Source organism: Arthrobacter sp. U41 (assembly GCF_007679325.1).
In the GTDB taxonomy this organism is placed as follows: Bacteria; Actinomycetota; Actinomycetes; order Actinomycetales; family Micrococcaceae; genus Arthrobacter.
The window spans coordinates 1,861,577-1,880,832 of record NZ_VEGI01000001.1 but is presented as its reverse complement, the minus strand read 5'-3'; the positions used below and the strand labels follow the sequence as shown (position 1 = coordinate 1,880,832).

At 68.1% G+C, this 19,256-nt stretch carries 14 protein-coding genes and 1 rRNA gene; 7 read left to right on the top strand and 8 right to left on the bottom strand.

From position 1 onward, the window contains the following. Nucleotides 1-300: 300 nt before the first annotated feature. The 4 genes from rrf to FS787_RS08740 all read left to right on the top strand — a co-directional run bounded on the left by rrf (nucleotide 301) and on the right by FS787_RS08740 (nucleotide 5,530). Nucleotides 301-417 (top strand): 5S ribosomal RNA (gene rrf, locus FS787_RS08755). A gap of 562 nt (nucleotides 418-979) precedes the next feature. Beyond that, nucleotides 980-1,267: an HU family DNA-binding protein gene (locus FS787_RS08750; RefSeq protein ID WP_024367639.1), complete on the top strand. Its 288-nt coding sequence runs from the start codon at nucleotides 980-982 to the stop codon at nucleotides 1,265-1,267. 142 nt (nucleotides 1,268-1,409) lie between these two features. Further along, a complete protein-coding gene (locus tag FS787_RS08745) occupies nucleotides 1,410-3,572 on the top strand; it encodes a cytochrome c oxidase assembly protein (RefSeq protein WP_144671767.1) in 2,163 nt (720 codons plus the stop codon). Then, the gene (locus FS787_RS08740; RefSeq protein ID WP_144671766.1) at nucleotides 3,569-5,530 is read left to right on the top strand and encodes an NHL domain-containing thioredoxin family protein; all 1,962 of its coding nucleotides are present in this window, start codon (nucleotides 3,569-3,571) and stop codon (nucleotides 5,528-5,530) included. Before FS787_RS08745 ends, FS787_RS08740 begins: the two co-directional genes overlap by 4 nt. A gap of 178 nt (nucleotides 5,531-5,708) precedes the next feature. Here the strand turns inward: FS787_RS08740 and FS787_RS08735 are convergent, their stop codons facing one another. The 3 genes from FS787_RS08735 to FS787_RS08725 form a co-directional block, all read right to left on the bottom strand. Next, nucleotides 5,709-6,701, bottom strand: a complete 993-nt coding sequence (locus FS787_RS08735; RefSeq protein ID WP_144671765.1) for a hypothetical protein — start codon at nucleotides 6,699-6,701, stop codon at nucleotides 5,709-5,711. 143 nt (nucleotides 6,702-6,844) lie between these two features. After that, complete coding sequence (locus FS787_RS08730) at nucleotides 6,845-8,563, bottom strand: helicase HerA-like domain-containing protein (protein ID WP_144671764.1); 1,719 nt, start codon at nucleotides 8,561-8,563, stop codon at nucleotides 6,845-6,847. A 75-nt stretch (nucleotides 8,564-8,638) separates the two neighbouring features. Further along, entirely contained in the window at nucleotides 8,639-9,340 is a 702-nt protein-coding gene (locus FS787_RS08725) for a type 1 glutamine amidotransferase domain-containing protein (protein WP_144671763.1), read from the bottom strand. Between the two features lie 145 nt (nucleotides 9,341-9,485). On the opposite strand from FS787_RS08725, the gene FS787_RS08720 reads away from it, so the two are divergent. From FS787_RS08720 to otsB, 3 genes are all read left to right on the top strand, one after another. After that, nucleotides 9,486-10,298 carry a hypothetical protein gene (locus FS787_RS08720; protein ID WP_144671762.1) on the top strand — a complete coding sequence of 271 codons (813 nt, stop codon included), beginning with the start codon at nucleotides 9,486-9,488 and terminating at the stop codon, nucleotides 10,296-10,298. Nucleotides 10,299-10,433: 135 nt separating this feature from the next. Continuing rightward, nucleotides 10,434-11,423, top strand: a complete 990-nt coding sequence (locus FS787_RS08715) for an LLM class flavin-dependent oxidoreductase (RefSeq protein WP_144671761.1) — start codon at nucleotides 10,434-10,436, stop codon at nucleotides 11,421-11,423. Between the two features lie 186 nt (nucleotides 11,424-11,609). Continuing rightward, nucleotides 11,610-14,237 (top strand): trehalose-phosphatase, encoded by a 2,628-nt coding sequence (gene otsB, locus FS787_RS08710; RefSeq protein ID WP_144671760.1) that lies wholly within the window; start codon nucleotides 11,610-11,612, stop codon nucleotides 14,235-14,237. 34 nt (nucleotides 14,238-14,271) lie between these two features. Here the strand turns inward: otsB and FS787_RS08705 are convergent, their stop codons facing one another. The 5 genes from FS787_RS08705 to FS787_RS08685 form a co-directional block, all read right to left on the bottom strand. Continuing rightward, the gene (locus FS787_RS08705; protein WP_144671759.1) at nucleotides 14,272-15,357 is read right to left on the bottom strand and encodes a DUF1524 domain-containing protein; all 1,086 of its coding nucleotides are present in this window, start codon (nucleotides 15,355-15,357) and stop codon (nucleotides 14,272-14,274) included. A 163-nt stretch (nucleotides 15,358-15,520) separates the two neighbouring features. Beyond that, entirely contained in the window at nucleotides 15,521-16,654 is a 1,134-nt protein-coding gene (locus FS787_RS08700) for an FAD-dependent oxidoreductase (RefSeq protein WP_260982458.1), read from the bottom strand. Between the two features lie 66 nt (nucleotides 16,655-16,720). Then, nucleotides 16,721-17,647, bottom strand: a complete 927-nt coding sequence (locus FS787_RS08695) for an AEC family transporter (protein WP_144671758.1) — start codon at nucleotides 17,645-17,647, stop codon at nucleotides 16,721-16,723. Between the two features lie 124 nt (nucleotides 17,648-17,771). Beyond that, nucleotides 17,772-18,200: an aspartate 1-decarboxylase gene (panD, locus tag FS787_RS08690; protein WP_186329117.1), complete on the bottom strand. Its 429-nt coding sequence runs from the start codon at nucleotides 18,198-18,200 to the stop codon at nucleotides 17,772-17,774. Nucleotides 18,201-18,261: 61 nt separating this feature from the next. Then, nucleotides 18,262-19,170: a LysR substrate-binding domain-containing protein gene (locus FS787_RS08685; protein ID WP_144671757.1), complete on the bottom strand. Its 909-nt coding sequence runs from the start codon at nucleotides 19,168-19,170 to the stop codon at nucleotides 18,262-18,264. Between the last annotated feature and the right edge of the window lie 86 nt (nucleotides 19,171-19,256).

Here is a 19,256-nt window from a genome sequence, read left to right as displayed (position 1 = left end):
GGCCGGATGTGGAAGCGAGGACTAACGACTCGTGAAGCTGACCGGTACTAATAGGCCGATAACTTACACCACACACCACCCGGGCAAACGGGTTCAAAAGCGTTTGCCCGCCAAGGGTGGTACAAAGAGAAAACAAGACTGCTTGCGTCCACTATGTGGTTCCCAACCAACAAACCCTCTACGGGAGCGTTGCTTGAGAACCAAAAAACTACATAACAACACCACACCTGCACCAGAACACCGGTGCAGGGGAGTTGTAACCACAGATTTCCCAACCCCCAGGGGTACGGGAGTAAGGGTTACGGCGGTCATAGCGTGGGGGAAACGCCCGGTCCCATTCCGAACCCGGAAGCTAAGACCCACAGCGCCGATGGTACTGCACCCGGGAGGGTGTGGGAGAGTAGGTCACCGCCGGAACATCATTAAGGTCGAGGACCCCCAACCATTTTGGGGGTCCTCCCGCATTTAACCCCCAAACCAAAACCAGGAACCCAGAGGAACCACTCGCGCCCGGCCCCGGCTGCAGGAAACCGTCGAAGCAACGGATCACGGCAATGCCGGACCCCAACACCGCGCCACATAACAACTCGCCGCCCCGGCCCCGACGTCAGGCGCCGCCGCAGAAGCCCCTAACCGGCACCTCAGCCCCCAGACGCGCCGCCCGCAATACCGTGGCGTGCGACCGTCCGCAGCGGCCGTGGGCGCCGCCATCGTCAGCCAGGCTGGCGCGGGAGCGTCCCCGCTGCTCCCCCCGGAGGCTGCGGGAGCATCAGCCCGGCCCTGCCGCAACTGAGGGAGCGTCCGCTGATGGCGAAATATGGGTCCGAAAGGCACCGTTTCCCGGGTTTTTCCTCGAAAAAGGCCGAAAACACGCGGAATTTGCCACCTCGGCGGCGGCAAGCTGGTAAGTTTTCGGACAGTGGCTTGTGCGCATGCCGTGTGCAGGCTCCAGAAATCATGACCGTCCAGGAGGACATAAATGGCTAAGAACCGTAGTGAACTTGTTGCAGAGGTAGCAGGCAAGGCCGGCACCAGCCAGGCAGCCGTCAACTCCGTGCTGGATGCACTGTTCGAGGTCTTCGAGACCTCTGTCGCCGCGGGCGAAAAGATCACCATCCCGGGCTGGCTCGCAGTTGAGCGCACCGACCGTGCAGCTCGCACCGGCCGCAACCCGCAGACCGGCGAGACCATCCAGATCGCCGCAGGCCACAGCGTCAAGCTGACCGCAGGCTCCAAGCTGAAGGCTGCGGTCTCCAAGAAGAAGTAGTTCTTCTCTGAATGCTTGAAAGGAGCGGCGACCCTCAGGGTCGCCGCTCCTTTTTCGTTGTGTGCGACCTTCACGGCTGCCGCGGGTGTTCCGTGCGGCACCCGATTCGGCGGGCAGGCGGGGCGTAGCGGACAATGGAACTGTGCCTTCCGCAGCAAATCCCCGTACCACAGCAGCCGCTCCAACCCCGACCGGGGGAGCGCGGGGCCCTGCTGCGTTTTCCGCCGGGATCTCCCGGCCCTGGCTGTTCGCGGGCCTGGCGGCCCTGTTCCTCGGACTTGTTGCCGCCCTGCTGTTCTCCGGAGCGGCGGCCGCCCGCGAGGTCTCCGACCCGGGCGCACTGGTCCGCTGGGGACTTCCCGCCAGCAAGACTGTTCACAACATCGCGCTGGCCACCGTCATCGGCGGGCTGCTCTTCGCCGTCGCGATCCTGCCCCGGTCGCTGGCCGGCTCGCGTTCCAAGGCCAAGGACGCCCCCGAGCATCCGGCTTTCACCCGCACGCTGATCGTCGCCGGCATCGCCGGCGTTGTCTGGACGCTGTCAGCGGTTGCCGTCCTGGTGCTCAGCTACTCCGACATTGCCGGGCAGGGGATCTCAGGGGACCCCGAATTCACCCGGTCCCTCGTCTACTTCATGACCGACATCGAGACCGGCCGCGCCTGGCTGGCCGTCGTCGTCATTGCCGCCGTTGTCACCACGGCACTCTTCGGCGTCCCGTCCCTGGGCGGCCTTGCAGCCACCTTGGTGCTCGCCCTCATCGGACTCGTGCCCACCGCGCTGATCGGCCACTCCGCCAGCGCGGCCGATCACGAAGGCGCCATCAACTCGCTGGGTCTCCACCTTGTGGGCGTCTCGGCCTGGGTGGGCGGCATCATCATGCTGGCACTGCTTTCCGGCGTCCTTGGAGCCGCCGCCTCCGGCTCGCAGAATTCCGGACGCCCGGACATCACCGAGCCGACGCTGCGCCGATTCTCCGCGCTGGCGGGCTTCGCCTTCATCCTTGTCTTCGCCTCGGGCGTGATCAATTCCAGCATCCGCCTGACGTCCTGGAACGACCTCTTCGGCTCGACCTACGGGCAGCTGATCCTGGCCAAGGCTGCGGCGACCCTCGTCCTCGGGGGCGTCGGGCTGATGCACCGGCGCTGGGTCATCCCGCAGCTGGGCAGCCGAGGCGGCGGCTTGTCCGCCCGCCGCGTCCTCTGGCAGCTCATCGTCGTCGAAATGCTGGTGATGGGAGCGACGTCGGGTGTCGCCGTCGCGCTGGGCCGCTCCGCCCCGCCGCAGGGTGGGTCCCTGGCCCCGGACGCCTCCCCGGCCTTCATCATCTCCGGTTACGACCTGCCGCCGGAACTGACCCCGGAGCGCTGGCTGACCGAGTGGCGTCCCGACTGGCTCTGGGTAGCCGTCGCGGTCTTTGGGCTGGTGGCCTACATCCTCGGCCTGCTGAAGGTGTTCCGGCGCGGGGACTCCTGGTCCTGGTTCCGGACCGTCAACTGGGTCATCGGACTCGGGGTCCTGACCTACGTCACCTCCGGTCCGCCGGCGGTCTACGGCAGGGTCCTTTTTTCGGCGCACATGGTGGACCACATGGCCCTGACCATGGTGGCCCCCATCTTCCTGGTCCTGGGCGCTCCCGTGACGCTGGCCCTGCGCGCGCTGACGCCACGGCGAGACAGCTCCCGCGGCCCCCGGGAGTGGCTGCTGATCTTCATCCACTCGAAGTTCTCCCAGCTGGTGACGCATCCGCTGTTCGCCGCCGCCAACTTCGCCGGCTCGATTGTGCTGTTCTACTACTCGGACGCGTTCGGGTATGCGATGCGGGATCACGTGGGCCACGAGCTCATGAACCTGCACTTCGCCCTGACCGGCTACATCTTCGTGCTGACCATGATCGGCACCGACCCCCTGCCCCGGCGTGCGCCGTACCCCATGCGGCTGCTGCTCCTGCTGGCCACGATGGGCTTCCACGCCTTCTTCGGCGTCGCGATCATGGGCGGCACCGGCCTGCTGGCCGCGGACTACTTCGGCAACCTCGGCCGGACCTGGGGACCTTCAGCCCTGCTGGACCAGCAGATGGGCGGCGCGGTGGCCTGGGGCATCGGCGAAGTGCCCACGCTGCTGGTGGCGATCGGCGTCGCCGTCCAGTGGTCCCGCTCCGATGCACGCGAGTCCAAACGCACCGACCGGGCGGCGGACAGGAATAACGACGCCGATCTCAATGCTTACAACGATATGTTTGCCAAGCTGGCTGAACGCGATGCGCGGCTGGCCGAACGCAATTCAAAGCTGGAAGGACGCTCATGACCGAAACCGTACGCACCCACCTCCGGGTCCGGGCCTCCGAGCTGGTGGGCCGCAACTGGCTGAACACCGGCGGCAAGTCCCTGGACCTGGAGTCCCTGCGCGGCAAGATCGTACTGTTGGATTTCTGGACCTTCTGCTGCATTAACTGCCTGCACGTGCTGGACGAGCTCCGCCCGCTGGAGCAGCAGTACTCCGATGTCCTCGTGACGGTGGGGGTTCACTCACCCAAGTTTGAACACGAAGCCGATCCGGTGGCGCTGGCCGCCGCCGTCGAGCGTTACGAGATCCACCACCCGGTCCTGGACGACCCCGAGCTGGACACTTGGAAGGCCTACACGGCACGTGCGTGGCCCACGCTGGTGGTCATCGACCCCGAGGGTTACATCGTGGCCCACCTCTCCGGTGAAGGCCACGCCGACGGCCTCTCCGTGCTCATCCCGGAGCTGATCGCCGAACACGAGGCGAAAGGCACGCTGCACCGCGGCGACGGGCCGTATGTGGCGCCGGAGCCGACGTCGGGCACCCTGCGGTTCCCCGGCAAGGCCCTGTTCCTGCCGCCCGGCCGCGGCGTCGGAAGCTCGTCAGCGGCGGGCTCCTGGCTGGTCACCGACACCGGGCACCATCGCCTCGTGGAGCTCTCCACCGACTTCCAGACCGTCCTGGCGACCTACGGTTCCGGCGACAAGGGCCACGCCGACGGCAATGCCGCCATGGCCCGCTTCAACGAACCCCAGGGCCTGGTGCTGCTCCCGGAGGACGTCGCTGCCGAAGCCGGCTACGACGTGGTGATTGCCGACTCCGTGAACCACCGCCTGCGCGGGCTGTCCCTGACGGACGGAACTGTCAGCACCCTGGCAGGCAACGGCGTGCAGCGGCTGCTCGAGACGGGACCGGCCCGGGTGGACGAGGAAGGCGCCGCGTACGGCTCCCGGCTGGAGGAGGATCCGCTGCGGGTTTCCCTCAGCTCCCCCTGGGACGTTGTCTGGTCCACCAAACTGAACGCCGTGGTGGTCGCCATGGCCGGCGTGCACCAGATCTTCAGTTTCCACCCGCGCTCCGGCGCCGTATCCATCATCGCCGGCAACGGCTTGGAGGGCCTGCTCGACGGCCCGGCGGCGGAAGCCTGGTTCGCCCAGTCCTCCGGCCTCGCCGAGGACGCCGACGGCAACATCTGGGTGGCGGACTCCGAAACCTCCGCCCTGCGCAAACTCGTGATCGACGACGGCGGCACGGTCACCGTTGAGTCCGCCGTCGGCAAGGGCCTGTTCGACTTCGGCTTCCGCGACGGGAAGGCCTCCGAGGCCCGGCTGCAGCACCCGCTGGGCGTGACGGTGCTTCCTGACGGGTCGGTGGCGATTGCCGACACGTACAACGGGGCCGTCCGCCGCTACGATCCGTCCTCGGACACGGTCTCCACGCTGGCCCGCGGCCTGTCCGAGCCCTCCGACGTGATTGTGGACCACACCCAGGTGGCCGGGGCGGAGCCGCTCCTGGTGGTGGTCGAGGCGAACAAGCACCAGCTGGTCTATGTGCCCATCCCCAAGGAAGCGCAGCAGGTGGACGAGGGCGCTGTCCAGACCCACCGGCCCAAGAGCCCGGTGGCCCCCGGCCTGCTGGAACTGAACGTCCGCTTCACCGCGCCGACCGGCCAGAAACTGGACGACCGGTGGGGCGACCCGACCCAGCTGAAGATCTCCTCCACACCGCCGGAACTTCTCGTCTCCGGCGGCGGAACATCCGTGGGGCTCCTCCGCACGCTGGAACTGGCGTCGGACGTCGCAGAGGGCGTGCTGCACATTACCGCCCGCGCGGCTGCCTGCGACGGTCCGGAGGATGCGGACGGCGAAATCCCGGATCACGCCGCCTGCCACCTGTACCAGCAGGACTGGGGCATCCCGGTGCTGCTGCAGCCCGACGGCGATACCGAACTGGTGCTGGACCTGCGCGGAATGGACTGACGTCCGCCGGAGGGGCCCGGATTTGGCTGCTGTTCGTGACCACGGCGTTACGGACGGCAGCCTTCTGGCTTTAAGGGGGCCCGGGTCCTTGGGATCCCGGGGTTTCGACGCGCGAGCGGCGTGACGCCTTGCCGGCAGTGCCGCGTGCAAAAACCGGGCGGGTACCGCAGCGGCCGGGCTAGTAGCTCAGGAGCGGCGTGACCTTGACGTTTTCGGCGTCGATGTCCAGGCGGGTCGTGAAGCTGAAATCGTGCACGGCGTTGAGCTCCGTCACGGCCCCGGTGAACAGGTCCACCTGCTGGGCCTTGATCTGTGCCTTGCCGTTCAGGGGCGCCACCACCCAGCGTCCGCCGAAGGGCTCGATGCTGACGGTGGGGTATTCCTGGATGCTCCAGTCGATGGTGCCGTCGACGACGCGGTTGTTGGTGGCGTGGTAGAACGGGCAGTCAGGCTGGAGCTTCTGCTGCTTGTCGGCGGTATCGGCGCAGGTGTCCAGGAACTCCTTGACCTTGCTGCCCACGGCGTCCTTGAGCTCATCGGTCGCCTCAGTCATGAGGCTGAGCGGGGCAGCGGGCAGATCCCGGCCGGACAGCGTGGTTTTGGTGGGCGGGGCGGAGAAGTACTCGCCGGCAAGGGAGGCCTCGTACTCGCCGGGGTAGAAAACGGCGAAGGAATTGCGGCCGTTGGGCATGTTCACCGGCACCCCGTTGAGTGTGGCCTCATTGGCGTTGACCACGGTGACATCCACCACCGGAAGGGCCGCGGGAACAATGGACCACTTGTGGAAGAACAGCCATTCCGTGCCGGACTTTTCCAGCAGGAACTCTGTCCGCTGTTCGCTGCCGTCAATCGTGTAGTCAACCGGAACCATGACTTGGTTCCCGCCACGGTCCTCGGCGTCCCCATACCGCACGTCGCTGATTCCGGCGGCGGCGGTCTGCAGCGCCGTTCCGTCCAGCATGGCGGCGTTGCTTTGGGGCACGGAGGCCCGCAACAGGCCGAGGGCTTTCTCGCCCTCGCCCTTCTGCAAAGCGTCGAAATATTCGCGCACAGGCTGCTGCGGGCTTGCGATCGAGTTGTTCACGATATTGATCGCGACAACTCCCGCGGCCACGACAAGCATCAGGCCCAGCAGCCAACCGGCTGCAGTCCTGACCAACGCCTGACTCATTTGCACGTACCTTACGTTACCTGCACCCCACAGGAAACTTATTGTCGCAGGCGCCCCATGTGTCAAGGACCGCACGGATCGCGGGCACTGGGGACTGCCAACGCCAACGCTTCAAAGCGGACGGGCAGGGCACCGCAGCGGTGCTAGCGGCGGCGCTTGGAGGAAGTGCCGAAGACGCCGCGGAGCAGTTCGCGGCCGAGTTGGGTCCCCAGCGAGCGGGCCATGCTCTTAAGCCCGCCGCCGAGGGCGCCGCCAAGGGCCCCGGCCAGGTCTCCGGCCGGGCTCTCGCCTGCAGGCTGCCGCGGGGACCGGCGCGGTGCCTCAGCTTGCGGTTCCCGGCGGGTTTCTTGAGATGCGGGGGCCGGCGCGGGCCGGCTGCTGGGACGGCCCAGGATGTCCTCCTCGATCCGCCGCGCCTCGGCTTCGACGTCGGACACATCGGGAGCGCCGCCGCCGGCAGCTCCGCCGTCGGGCACCGGGGCAGGAGCCTCCGCCCCGCTGCCCGCCGGGCCCTTCCCGGCAATCTTTTCGTAAGCGGACATGTTGTCGACGGCGGTGCCGTACTTGGGCAGCAACGCGGAGCCTGCCACGGTGCTTAAGATCAGGGCGTCGGCGCTGGGCCCCATAACCGATTCCGGCGCGCGCAGGCGGGTGAGCGCCACCGGCGTCGGGGCGCCCTTTTCGTTCATGACGGTGATGACGGCCTCGCCGATCCCTGCGGAGGTGAGGGTCTCCTCCAGGTCGTAGTCGCTCATGGGGAAGGTGGAGACGGTGGCTTTGAGCGCTTTGGCATCCTCCGGCGTGTAGGCCCGGAGCGCGTGCTGGACACGGTTGGCGAGCTGGCCCAGGACTTCGGCGGGGACATCCCTGGGGGTCTGCGTGACGAAGAAGATGCCGACGCCCTTGGACCGGATCAGCCGCACCGTGGTGGTAATGGCGTCCAGGAAGGCCTTGGATGCGCCGTTGAACAGCAGATGGGCCTCGTCCAGGAAGAAGACGAGTTTCGGCTTGTCCAGGTCTCCGGCCTCGGGCAGTTCGTCGAAGAGGTCCGCCAGCAGCCACATCAGGAAGGTGGAGAAAAGCATCGGCTTGGTCTGCAGGGTGGGCAGTTCCAGGCACGTGATGACGCCTCGGCCGTCCGGGGCGGTGCGCATCAGTTCGGCGGTGTCGAACTCGGGTTCGCCGAAGAACTTCTCCATACCCTGGGCTTCGAGGGTGACGAGTTCCCGGAGAATGACACCGGCGGTCGACTTCGACAGTCCGCCCAGTTCCTCCAGTTCATCTTTGCCTTCCGCGGAAGTAAGGAACTGGATGACGGCGCGCAGGTCCTTGAGGTCAATGAGTTCGAGGTCGTTTTTGTCCGCGAAATGGAAGACCAGCTGCAGGCTCGATTCCTGCGTGTCGTTGAGTTCCATGATGCGGGACAGCAGGATGGGGCCAAAGGACGTGATGGTGGCACGGACGGGGATGCCGTTACCGTCGCCGCCGAGGGCCAGGAACTCCACTGGGAACGTCTTCCCGGACCAGGCCTGGCCGATCCCTTCCGTGCGTGCAAGCAGCTTCGGGCTGCCGGTGGCGGCCGTGGCCAGCCCGGACAGGTCTCCCTTGATATCCGCCAGGAACACCGGCACCCCGGCGGCGGAGAGCTGTTCGGCCATCATGTGCAGGGTAACGGTCTTGCCCGTGCCGGTTGCGCCGGCCACCAGCCCGTGGCGGTTCATCATGGACAGCGGGAGCCGGACGGGGGCATCCTTATGGACTTCGCCGTCGATGATCGCGGCGCCCAGTTCGATGGTGGGGCCCTCGAGGGTATAGCCCTTCTGGATGGTGGCGACTTTGTCAGCAGTGGATTTGATGGCCATGCGGACAGCATAGCCGGGTCCGGCAACCCCGGACCCGGCTAAGCTTTCGGTTTTCTGCGCCCCAGTGCTGAGAGGCTAGCCGGCGAGGGCGTTGAGGACTTCCTTCGCCACGTCCTCGCTGGACTGCGGGTTCTGGCCGCTGATCAGGTTGCCGTCACGGACCACATGGGAGCTCCAGGCGGCGGCGTTCTCGACGACCGCGCCCTTCTCCTTCAGGACGTCCTCCACGAACCACGGCGTGTTGGGGCCGGTGCCGCCGCCCAGTTCCTCCTCGTTGGTGAAAACGGTGAGGCGGCGTCCCGCGAAAGCGAACGTTCCGGCGTCGTCTGTGGCGCTCAGCAGCCCGGCCGGGCCGTGGCAGAACGGGGCAATGACCTTGCCGTCGGCGTTCGCTGCGGTCAACAGCCTGCCAAGGTCGGCATCGCGGTAGAGATCAGCCATGGGGCCGTGCCCGCCCGGCATAACGATCGCATCGTAGCCGGAGAGCTCGACGTCGGCCAGCGCCAGCGGCGCGGACAGCTCGGCGTCGATCTCGGAGATGTAGGTGCGGAAGCTGTCGGCGCGGTCCTCACCGCCGGCGGACTCGGCCGCCAGGCTGACCTGGTCCACCGTGGGCTTCGCGCCGCCGGGCGTCGCGATGTGGACGGTGTGGCCGGCGTTCCGGAGGGTCTGGTGTGAAACCACCAGCTCCTCGGCCCAGTAGCCGGTGGGGTGTTCGCTGCCGTCCCGCATGGTGAGGGAATCAGCGGCGGATACGACCATCAGGATGTTAGCCATGTCAGTCTCCTGTTCTGCCGGCCAGGCGGCCGGGGGTGAATGGAAAAGCGGTCCATGGGCGGCAACTCCCCGCAGCCGCCAGGTATTCCGGCGACGCGCACGCCTGGCCTCAAGGTGCCTCAAGGGTTCCGAAGTAAGCTGGGGTATGGCTACCCGGGTATTGACGAAGCTGGTTTCCGCCGCCATCACGCTTGGCCTTGTCCTGCTGGGCGGAGGGCCGGCCGCCGCGGCGCCGCCGCCCCGGGTTGCCGAGCCGGTGGGTATCGACGTGTCGTGGCCCCAGTGCGGGAAAACCCTCCCCAAACGGCCGGCCTTCGCCATCGTCGGTGTCAATAACGGCCTCGCGAACACCACCAACCCGTGCCTGGCGGCCCAACTGGCTTGGGCGGAAACCGCCCCTTACCCGCCGCTCACCGACCAGCCGCGGGTGGCGCTCTACGTCAACACGGCCAACCCGGGCCAGCAGGGCTCGTGGTGGCCCACGTCGAACCACTACGGCGGTGCCGACGTCGACAACCCGTACGGTGTCTGCGGCAGCGGGGCCGGCGACTTCAAAGCCTGCTCCTACATGTACGGCTACGCGAAGGCCTATGACGACGCCACGATCCGCGGGATCGACAATCCGCAGGACTACCTGTGGTGGCTGGACGTGGAGACGGAAAACAGCTGGCAGGCGGACAAGGCCGCGAACGTCGCCGACCTCGAAGGCATGGCCGACTACTTCGAGAGCATCGGTGCGAAAGTCGGGATCTATTCCACGGGCTACCAGTGGGGCCAGATCGCCGGAACGGTTCCTGCCAGCAGCCCCCTCGCCGGCCTGCCAAGCTGGCTCGCCGGGGCGCGGTCCCTGAACGGCGCCAAGTCGAACTGCTCCCTGCCGGCGCTTACCCCCGGCAGCCGCGTGGCCCTGACGCAGTACGTTTCCGGCGGCCTGGATTACAACTATTCGTGCCCCTAACTGGACCAGGCACATGGGGAGCGCCACAGCGGGCGCAGAAATAACCCGGGGGCCGGCGTCGTTGTTGCCAGTGTGCGCGCGCCGGGATCCGGCGCCGCGCCTGTGACTTCCCGCTACGAAAGGCCGGCTTTTTCCGTGACTGTTCCGCTTTCCATCCTTGACCTGGCAACTATCGGCACGGGCCAGACGGCGGCAGAAAGCCTGGCCGGCAGCGTGGCTATGGCGCAGCTCGCCGAGAAGCTGGGGTACCGGCGTGTCTGGTACGCCGAGCACCACAACATGTCCGCGATCGCCTCCTCGGCCACCAGTGTGCTGATCGCCCATGTCGCCGCGCAGACGGAGAGCATCCGACTCGGCGCCGGCGGCGTGATGCTGCCCAACCACTCGCCGCTGACCATCGCCGAGCAGTTCGGCACGCTGGAAACCCTGCACCCCGGGCGGATCGACCTGGGCTTGGGCCGGGCGCCCGGCAGTGACCAGAACACCCTGCGGGCCCTGCGCCGCGATCCGATGTCCGCCGACAGTTTCCCGCAGGACGTCCTCGAACTTCAGGGCTACCTGAGCGGCCCCACCCGAATTCCGGGGGTGGAGGCCACCCCGGGCAAGGGTACCGATGTGCCGCTGTACATCCTGGGGTCCTCGCTGTTCGGCGCCAAACTTGCCGCGCAGCTGGGCCTGCCCTACGCGTTCGCCTCGCACTTCGCCCCCAACGCCCTTCAGGACGCCGTCGCGATCTACCGCCGCGACTTCCAGCCGTCCGCACAGCTGGACGCCCCGCACGTGATCGCCGGGGTCAACGTGATCGCGGCGGACACCGCAGCGGAGGCACAGGAGATGTTCCAGGCCACCAAACGTGCCCGCGTCTCGCTGTTCTTCGGCAACGGCCGCGTCTTCAGCGACGATGAAGCGGACATGATCCTGGACTCGCCGCAGGGCCAGCATGTGGCGCAGATGATGAAGTATTCCGCCGTGGGCACCCCGGACGCGGTGCTGGACTACCTTGACGAATTCACGGCCCACGCCGACGCCGACGAGCTCATCGTCGCGCACCAGAGCACCGGCACCGAGGCCCGGCTGCGCTCGGTGCAGCTGCTCGCGGACGTCGCCGGACTGGTCCGCGTCTAGGCACCCGGGTCGGTGAGCTTCGTGGCCGGATAGCCGCCTCCTCCGGCACGAACCCCGGCGGCTGCGGATGTTACATCCCCGCAACCGCCGGGACACCCAGGGGAAATCGAGCCGGGAAATACTGGAAGCACGTCCCGCGGGGACGGTCTCATGCAGGCATTGGGGACAACCGGAAGGACGCCGTCCATGCCCACCCCGCTCAACCAGTCCCTTGCCGACTCTGCCCTCCTGACGAAATCCCTGCCCTTGGGCCTGCTCCGCGCCTTTGTGCAGACCAACGCCGCCGACGACGGCCTGACGCCGCAGCTGCTGGCGGAACTCAAGATTTTGGCCCGCACGCCGGGGTTGCTCGTGGCCTGCAATTACGGCGGCACCCTGTGCGAGGCGGAAGGCATTTCCACCGAAACCCTGCCGCTGGGCAGCGCCGCAATTGCCCTCCGGGCGCTGGCCGCCCTCCCGAACACCCACGCCGCCGTCATCTCCGGGCGCTCCCTGCGCGACCTGGCCGCCGTCTCCCGGCTCCCGGCAGAAGTGCACCTTGTCGGCTCGCACGGCGCCGAGTTCGACATGGGCTTCGCCCACGGGTTGTCCCTGGCCACCGAATCCGTGCTGCAGCAGACCAGCCAGGCCCTCGCCGAAACCGTGGGCGCCTACCGCGGGATCACCATCGAGCGGAAGCCCGTGGCCGTCTCCGTGCACACCCGCCCGGCGACCCCCGACGTCGTCGCACTGGTCACCCAGCAGGCCGAGGAAATCGCCAAGGCGCACGGGCTGTCCTTCATCGTCGACGGCTCCGTCCTGGACCTGTCCGTGGTGGAACCGTCCAAGGGCGCCGCCATGGAACACCTGCGGTCCATGCTGGGGGTCAGCGCCGCCCTCTACGCCGGGGACGCCTCCAGCGATGAGGCCGCCATGGCCACCCTGCGCGGGCCGGACCTGGGCCTGCGCGTCGGCGAAGGGCCCACGGCCGCGGCGCACCGGCTCCGGGATCCGGAGTCCTTTGCCCGGGTCCTGGCCATTCTGTTTGAACTCCGCCGGGCGTGGCTGTTCGGGGAAGACGCCGTTGGCCTGGAACGGCATTCCATGATCGGCAACGGCTCCTCCACCGCGCTCATCACCCCGGACGCCAAAATCTGCTGGATGAGCCATCCGCTGCCGGACTCGGGTTCCCTTTTTGCCCATCTGCTCGGCGGTGACGCCGCGGGCCACTTCTCGGTGGAACCCGTGAAAGCCTCGCAGGTCCTGGGCCAGCGCTACGTGGACAGCACCATGATCGTGGAAACCCGCTGGGCCGACGTCACTGTCACGGACTATCTGGAACCGGCGCCGGAAGGCATCACCAGCCTGGTCCGGGTCCTCTCGGGGACCGGAACAGCGCGGATTGTCTTTGCGCCCCGCCCGGACTACGCCAACGCGCCCTTCAGCATGGAGGCCCGTGGTGCCGAGCTGCACGTCGTGGGAACGGCGGACCCGATCATCCTGCTCGCACCGGGCGTCGACTTCACGATCACCTCGGACGGCCGCCATGCCACCGCCACCGCCGACGTCGAGCTGCGGCACGGCCCCGTCGTGCTGAATCTGCGCTGCGGCGACACGGAACCCCACCGGGCCGAACCGCCGGAGGAGAACTCGCGCCGCGCCGCCGTCGCGCATCATTCCCGGCGCTGGGTGCAGGCACTGCAGCTGCCATCCGTGAAACCTTCCCTGGTCCGCCGGTCGGCCCTGGTGCTCCGCGCCCTGGTCCATGAGCCCACCGGCGCGGTGCTGGCCGCGCCCACCACGTCGCTGCCGGAGGGGATCGGCGGCACCCGGAACTGGGATTACCGGTACTGCTGGCTGCGGGACGGCTCCATGACGGTCAACGCACTGGTGGACCTCGGCTCCACCGCGGAGGCGGAAGGGTTCCTGGCGTGGCTGGGACGGATCCTGGCCCACGCCCCCGGCCCGGAGTGGCTGCACCCGCTGTATTCGGTCACGGGCGCGCCGCTGTCCACCGAGGCGATCATCGAAAGCCTCCCCGGCTATGCGGGCTCCCGGCCGGTGCGGATCGGCAACGCCGCGGACCACCAGGTGCAGCTGGACGTCTTCGGACCGGTCGCCGAACTCATCGATTCCCTCAGCGCGCGGCAGGGGGTCCTGGCCGATGCCCACTGGGAGCTGATGGTCCAGATGGCCTCTGCGGTCCTGGCCCGCTGGCACGAGGCCGACCACGGGATCTGGGAGGCCCGGCGGGCACCCCGGCACCACATCTACACCAAGGTGATGTGCTGGGTGGCGCTGGACCGGGCCTTGCGCACCGCCGTCCGGCACGGCCGGACGCCGCTTCCGGAGTGGGAACCGGCGGCAGCGGTCATCCGGGAGGAAGTCCTTCGCGAGGGCTGGGACGACAGTGCCGCCTCCTATACCGTGGCCTACGACAGCCCGGACCTGGATGCCGCCGTGCTGCACATCGGGCTCTCCGGCCTCCTGGACGTCTCCGACCAGCGCTTCCTGGACACCGTCACGGCGGTGGAACGGGAACTGCGGGTGGGTCCCACCGTGTTCCGCTACCGGTACGACGACGGACTGCCGGGCCTGGAGGGCGGATTCCACATCTGCACGACGTGGCTGATCGAGGCCTACGTCGCGGTGGGCCGGATCGAGGAGGCCTGGGACCTGTTCGACCAGCTGGTCAACCTGTTCGGTCCCACCGGGCTGCTGCCGGAGGAGTACGACCCCGGCACCGAAACCCACCTTGGCAACCATCCGCAGGCATACTCACACCTGGGCTTCATCCGCTGCGCCCGGCTGCTGGACGCGCTCCCGAAGAACTAGGGTCTCGCTGGAGTCGTTCGTCGGCTCAGCGCCCCTACTCGCAGGCGATGCCGTCGCGGTCACCGTCCATCTTGGTGCGGTAGCCCGGCTGGCCGGCCCGCAGCGGCGCGGCACCGGCGGCACGGGCGGCGGCGCAGTTCGCGTAGTACACCGTTGCAGGAGCAGGAGCAGGAGCAGGAGCTGGAGCAGGAGCTGGAGCAGGTGCAGGTGCAGGTGCAGGTGCAGGTGCAGGTGCAGGTGCCGGCGGGGCGGGTGCGAGGGTGGCCCCGGCCGCCGGGGTGGTCGGGGTCGCCTGGCTGGCGGGGGCGGTGGTGTCCCGGCAGTCGGCCAGTACCCGGGTCATAGCGTCGTGCTCGGCCCGGGTGACCCACAGCCCGTAGCTGGCCTTGACCGAGATCTGGCGGGCCACGTAGTCGCAGCGGTAGGACTTGTTCGGCGGCAGCCAGGTGGCGGCGTCGCCGTCGCTCTTTTGCTGGTTGGCGGGGCCGTCCACCGCCAGCAGGTTCAGCGGATCGTTGGCGAAGGAGACCCGCCGGGCCTCCGTGAGCTGCTGGGCGCCCTTCTGCCAGGCGTCACTGAGGGCCACCACATGGTCGATCTGAACGGCGCTGCTGGTGCTGGTGCCGCGAAGGAAGTTGATCAGGGTTGCCGTGTAGGGATCGTTCAGGATGCCGGAGAGGACAACGCAGTCCCGGGTGCCGGGCTTGAGGGCGAGGTCGCTCAGGTCCCGGCGGAGCATGTCGTTCCGGGTGTCGCAGCCGTTGCGGTCCACATCGGCCCAGGCCTGGCCGAACTGATCGCGCGAGTAGCCCGTTTTGGGCGCCCGCCCCTTGACCGGAATCGTCGCCAGTACGTCCAGGGACTTGGCAGCGAGGGCCGGCTGCTTGGGCGGCACGCTGGCGGCCGGGGCCGGCCAGGAGTTCTGCGGGGAACTTTCGACCCTGGGCGCCGGACTGCCGGTCAGCGAGGGGGAAGCGCCGCCGGCGGCGGCCGGGGACGCGGACGGGGTTACGGCCGAGGCCGTCCCGGGGCTGGCGCAGGCGGTGGCGGAGATCAGCAGCAGCCCTGCCAGCCCGGCCGCGATCCAGTCAACGGCGCCGGGTTTTGCGGTGCGGCGCATTGTGGCCGCGCGCTGATCGGCCCCGCGCTTAATGTCCCCCGGCGTCCTGTCGCTGCGCTTGGTATCCCTGTGCAATTCTTCCCCGATTCGTGCGGTTGCCCCGTTACCCGCGGGACGGCTTAAGACCGGTCCCAGCCTACCGGCGCCGGGCGACAATTCCGCGTCAGCGGACCCCCGGGCGGGACGCGGAGAAGATGGCCGGCGCGGCGCCTTCGCCGGTGGCGAGGTCGGCGAGGATCCGCCCGACGACGGGGGTGAACTTGAACCCGTGCCCGGAGAAACCCGCGCCGATCACGAGCGGGCCGATGCGGTCGAGGACGAAGTTTTCGTCCGTGGTGGTGGTGTACGTGCAGCTGATGTCGGTGAGGGAATCGGCGTCGACTCCGGGGAGCCAGGTCCGGGCGTAGCGTTGCAGCGCCGCCATCTGTGCAGGCTCGGGCGTGAACGACCTCCGGTCCGGGTCCACCACCGGACCCACGCCGTGCCAGCCGGCCTTGATTCCCTCGCCCGGCGTCTGCATTCCGTAGACCGGGGAGTACCAGCCCGCGAACTCCGGGCCCTGACCGGGGACATGGTTGAACCCGGGCCAGAGGGCGTCCTCGTCCCGGATGGCGAAGTGTGCGGGCTGCTCCTGAGTGACGGTGAGCCGCGGGAGGGACACCCGCCCGCCCAGCAGCTTCGCGGTCCACGCGCCGGCCGTGACCACGGCCTGCCGGGCGGTCAGCACCTCGGTCCGGCCGCCCGCGTCCAGGGTGAGCCGGACGCCGTCGTCCGCCACGGCGACGTCCAGGACGGTGACCCGGTGCCGGATGTCGGCCCCGCGGTCCGCGGCGAGACGCTGCATCACCGGCAGGGCGGCGTCGGGATTCAACTGTCCTCCGTCGGGCATGTGCAACACCTCCTGGTCGAACCGGATGCCGCGCCAGCGTTCCGCGGCTTCGGCAGCAGGCAGGAACTCGGCCCGCAGGCCGGCGCCCCGCAGGGCGTTCCGGACGTCGCCCAGCCGCGGATCGGTCCCGTGATTCACGACGCCGGTGCGCGCCAGAAGGCGCTCGCCGCCGTCAGTTGCAAGCTCGTCCCACAGGCGGACCGCTTCGGCCAGCATCGCCACGTAATCCGGATCGGCGTAGCCGGGGTTGAAGTTCCGCGTGGCGCCGTGGGAAGCGCCGTTGCGGTGCCCGGGGCTGAACTGCTCGAGCAGGGTCACGTCCCGGCCGCGGCTGGCCAGCGCCCAGGCGGCCGCCGAGCCCATGGCGCCGCCGCCGATGACGACGGTGTCAAGGTGTTGGGTCTTCAAGGGGTCCTCCGGATCGAATGGGTGCGGGAAGTGGGGCGCGAGGAGTGGGAGCGCGGCGGGCCGGGGTCAGGTGAGGAGCAGGGCCACAATGATCATCGCCGGAACGGCCACCACGGTGGTGATCAGCACGGTGTCCCGGGCGACGGTGAGGCCGGTCCGGTAGCGGCTGGCGATCACAAAAACGTTCTGCGCGGTGGGCAGGGCGGCGGTCACCACCACGGCGAAAAGTGCTTCGTCTTCCAGCTGCAGCGCGAAGCGGGCGAAGGCGTAGGCCACCAGCGGATGCACCACCAGCTTGAAAGCGGAGGCCAGCAGGGTGTCGGCCCGGCGCCCGGCCGAAGCCTGCAGCGGGCGGGACCCGTTCAGGCTCATCCCGAAGGCGAGCAGCATGGCCGGAATGGCGGCCCCGCCAATCAGGTGGATGGGCTCCAACACCAGCGGAGGCACCTGCCATCCGGTGGCGGCCACCGCCAGGCCCAGGCCGGAGCCCACAATCATGGGATTCCGCAGGATCATCAGCACGAAGCTCAGCGGAGTGGTCCGGTGGGTACTGGTGGTGGCGTCCAACGCCATCAGGAACAGGGGGGTGAAGAAGGCCAGCTGGAAGATCAGCAGCGGCGCCACGTACCTGGCATCCCCCAGAACGTACACGGCAATGGGGATGCCGAGGTTCGCGGAATTGGCCAGCGAGGCGCTCATGGAGGACGTCAGGGACTCCGCCAGGGGACGCTTGAGCAGGAAACGGACGACGACGAAGAAGAGCGCCGCCGTGGCGACGGCGCCGACGGCCGCCACCAGCAGCGGAGCGGCGAAGACGTCGTGGACGTTGGCTTGGCTGAGCGTGTCGAAGAGCAGTGCCGGGCTGGCGACGAAGAAGGTGAGCGCGCTGAGCACGGAGCGGGCGTTCTCGCCCAAGATTCCGCGCCGGCCGACGAACATGCCCACCAGGATGATGCACCAGACCACGAAGAATCCGGCGAGAACGCCTAGCACGCGCAGGTCCGCGGCGCAGGGTGCGGGGGAGGGGTGGGGCTCACCCCTCCAGAGTAATCAGCTATATTCGTTCCGGGCGTGCCTGTTACGGCGAGTGCCGTTTTTGCGGCCTGCCGCAGAGCCCTTAGTTCAGTGTGGCGTTGTTCAGGGCGAACGGCGGGCGCATGATGCCGGGGGTGTGGCCTTCCGCGGGGTCGTTGCCGATCTGGACAATCCTGTTGTCCTTGTCCACATGGACCACCTTGGGGCTGTACGCCCTGGCTTCATCCGTGGTCATCTGGGCGTAGGTGATCAGGATGATGATGTCGTTCTCGTGCATGAGATGCGCGGCGGCACCGTTAATCCCGATCACGCCTGAACCGCGCTCGCCGGCAATCGTGTAGGTCTCCAGCCGGGCGCCATTGGTGACGTCGACAATGGAGACCAGCTCGCCGGGGAGGATATCGGCCGCTTCCAGCAGGTCCAGGTCCACGGTGACCGACCCGACATAGTGGAGGTCCGCGTGCGTGACCGTGGCGCGGTGGATCTTGGACTTGAATATTGTGCGATTCATAACGGGACCAGTCTAGCGCCGGCACGCCGGCAGCGCTGTGAGCCAGCGAACACGCGCCTGCTCAGCCGGCCGGCGGGATGGACGCCGCAGTCTCGGCCAGTATTTCCCGCGCGGCCAGGATCGCCGGACGCGTGGCGCTGGAGCGGCGCACCGACGTGAAGATGGTCCGGTGCGGATCGCCCGGCAGGGTAATCAGTTGCGACGTGGTGCCCCTCCCGGTCCAGACGAGGTCCGGCATGAGGGCCACGGCGTTCCCGGATTCGATCAGCCGGATCTGGGCCTGCAGGTCAGCGGTCTCGAAGCGGACGTCGGGCTCGAATCCCGCGCTGCGGCAGGCCTGCTCGGCCCAGTGCCGGGACGCCGCCCCGCGGGGCTCCATCACCCACGCCAGCTCGGCGGTATCCGGGAGGGACGTGATCGCCGGCCGGCCGGGCCCGCGCGGCGGAACAGCGAGGCGGATCGCATCGCTGGTGAGCCGGAGGCGGTCCAGTTCGGCATACCGGGGAGCCGCGTGTCCGGGGTACTGTTCCGCAATCACCAGGTCGAAGTCACGTGCCCAGGTCTCATGAAGCGCCGTTTCAGGTTCCCGCTGGGTCATTTCGATCCGCACCTCGGGGTAGCGGGACGCCATCCGGGTCAGGGCGTCCGGCATCAGGGCCAGCGCCGCGGACTGGAAGACGGCGATGCGGACCGTGCCCGTCACAGTGGTCAGGGACGCTGCCAGATCCGCCTCGGCCTGTTCCAGCGTTTCCAGGAGCTGGGCCGTATGGGCCACCAGGACTTCGGCCTGCGGGGTGAGCTGCACCCGGCGCCCGGTCTTGCGAAGCAGTTCGACGCCGGCCTCCTTTTCCAGGAGGGCCAGCTGCTGGGAGACCGAGGAGGGGCTGTACTGGAGCGCCTCGGCGACCTCGGCAAGGGTGCCCCTGATCTTCAGTTCGCGCAGCAGGCGCAACCGACGGACATCCAGCATCGCTATTCCTTTGTGAATTCTAATGCTTATTGATTAGGAGAATTCACTTTATCTAATGCAATCCTGGTTGCATACTGTTGTCGTTA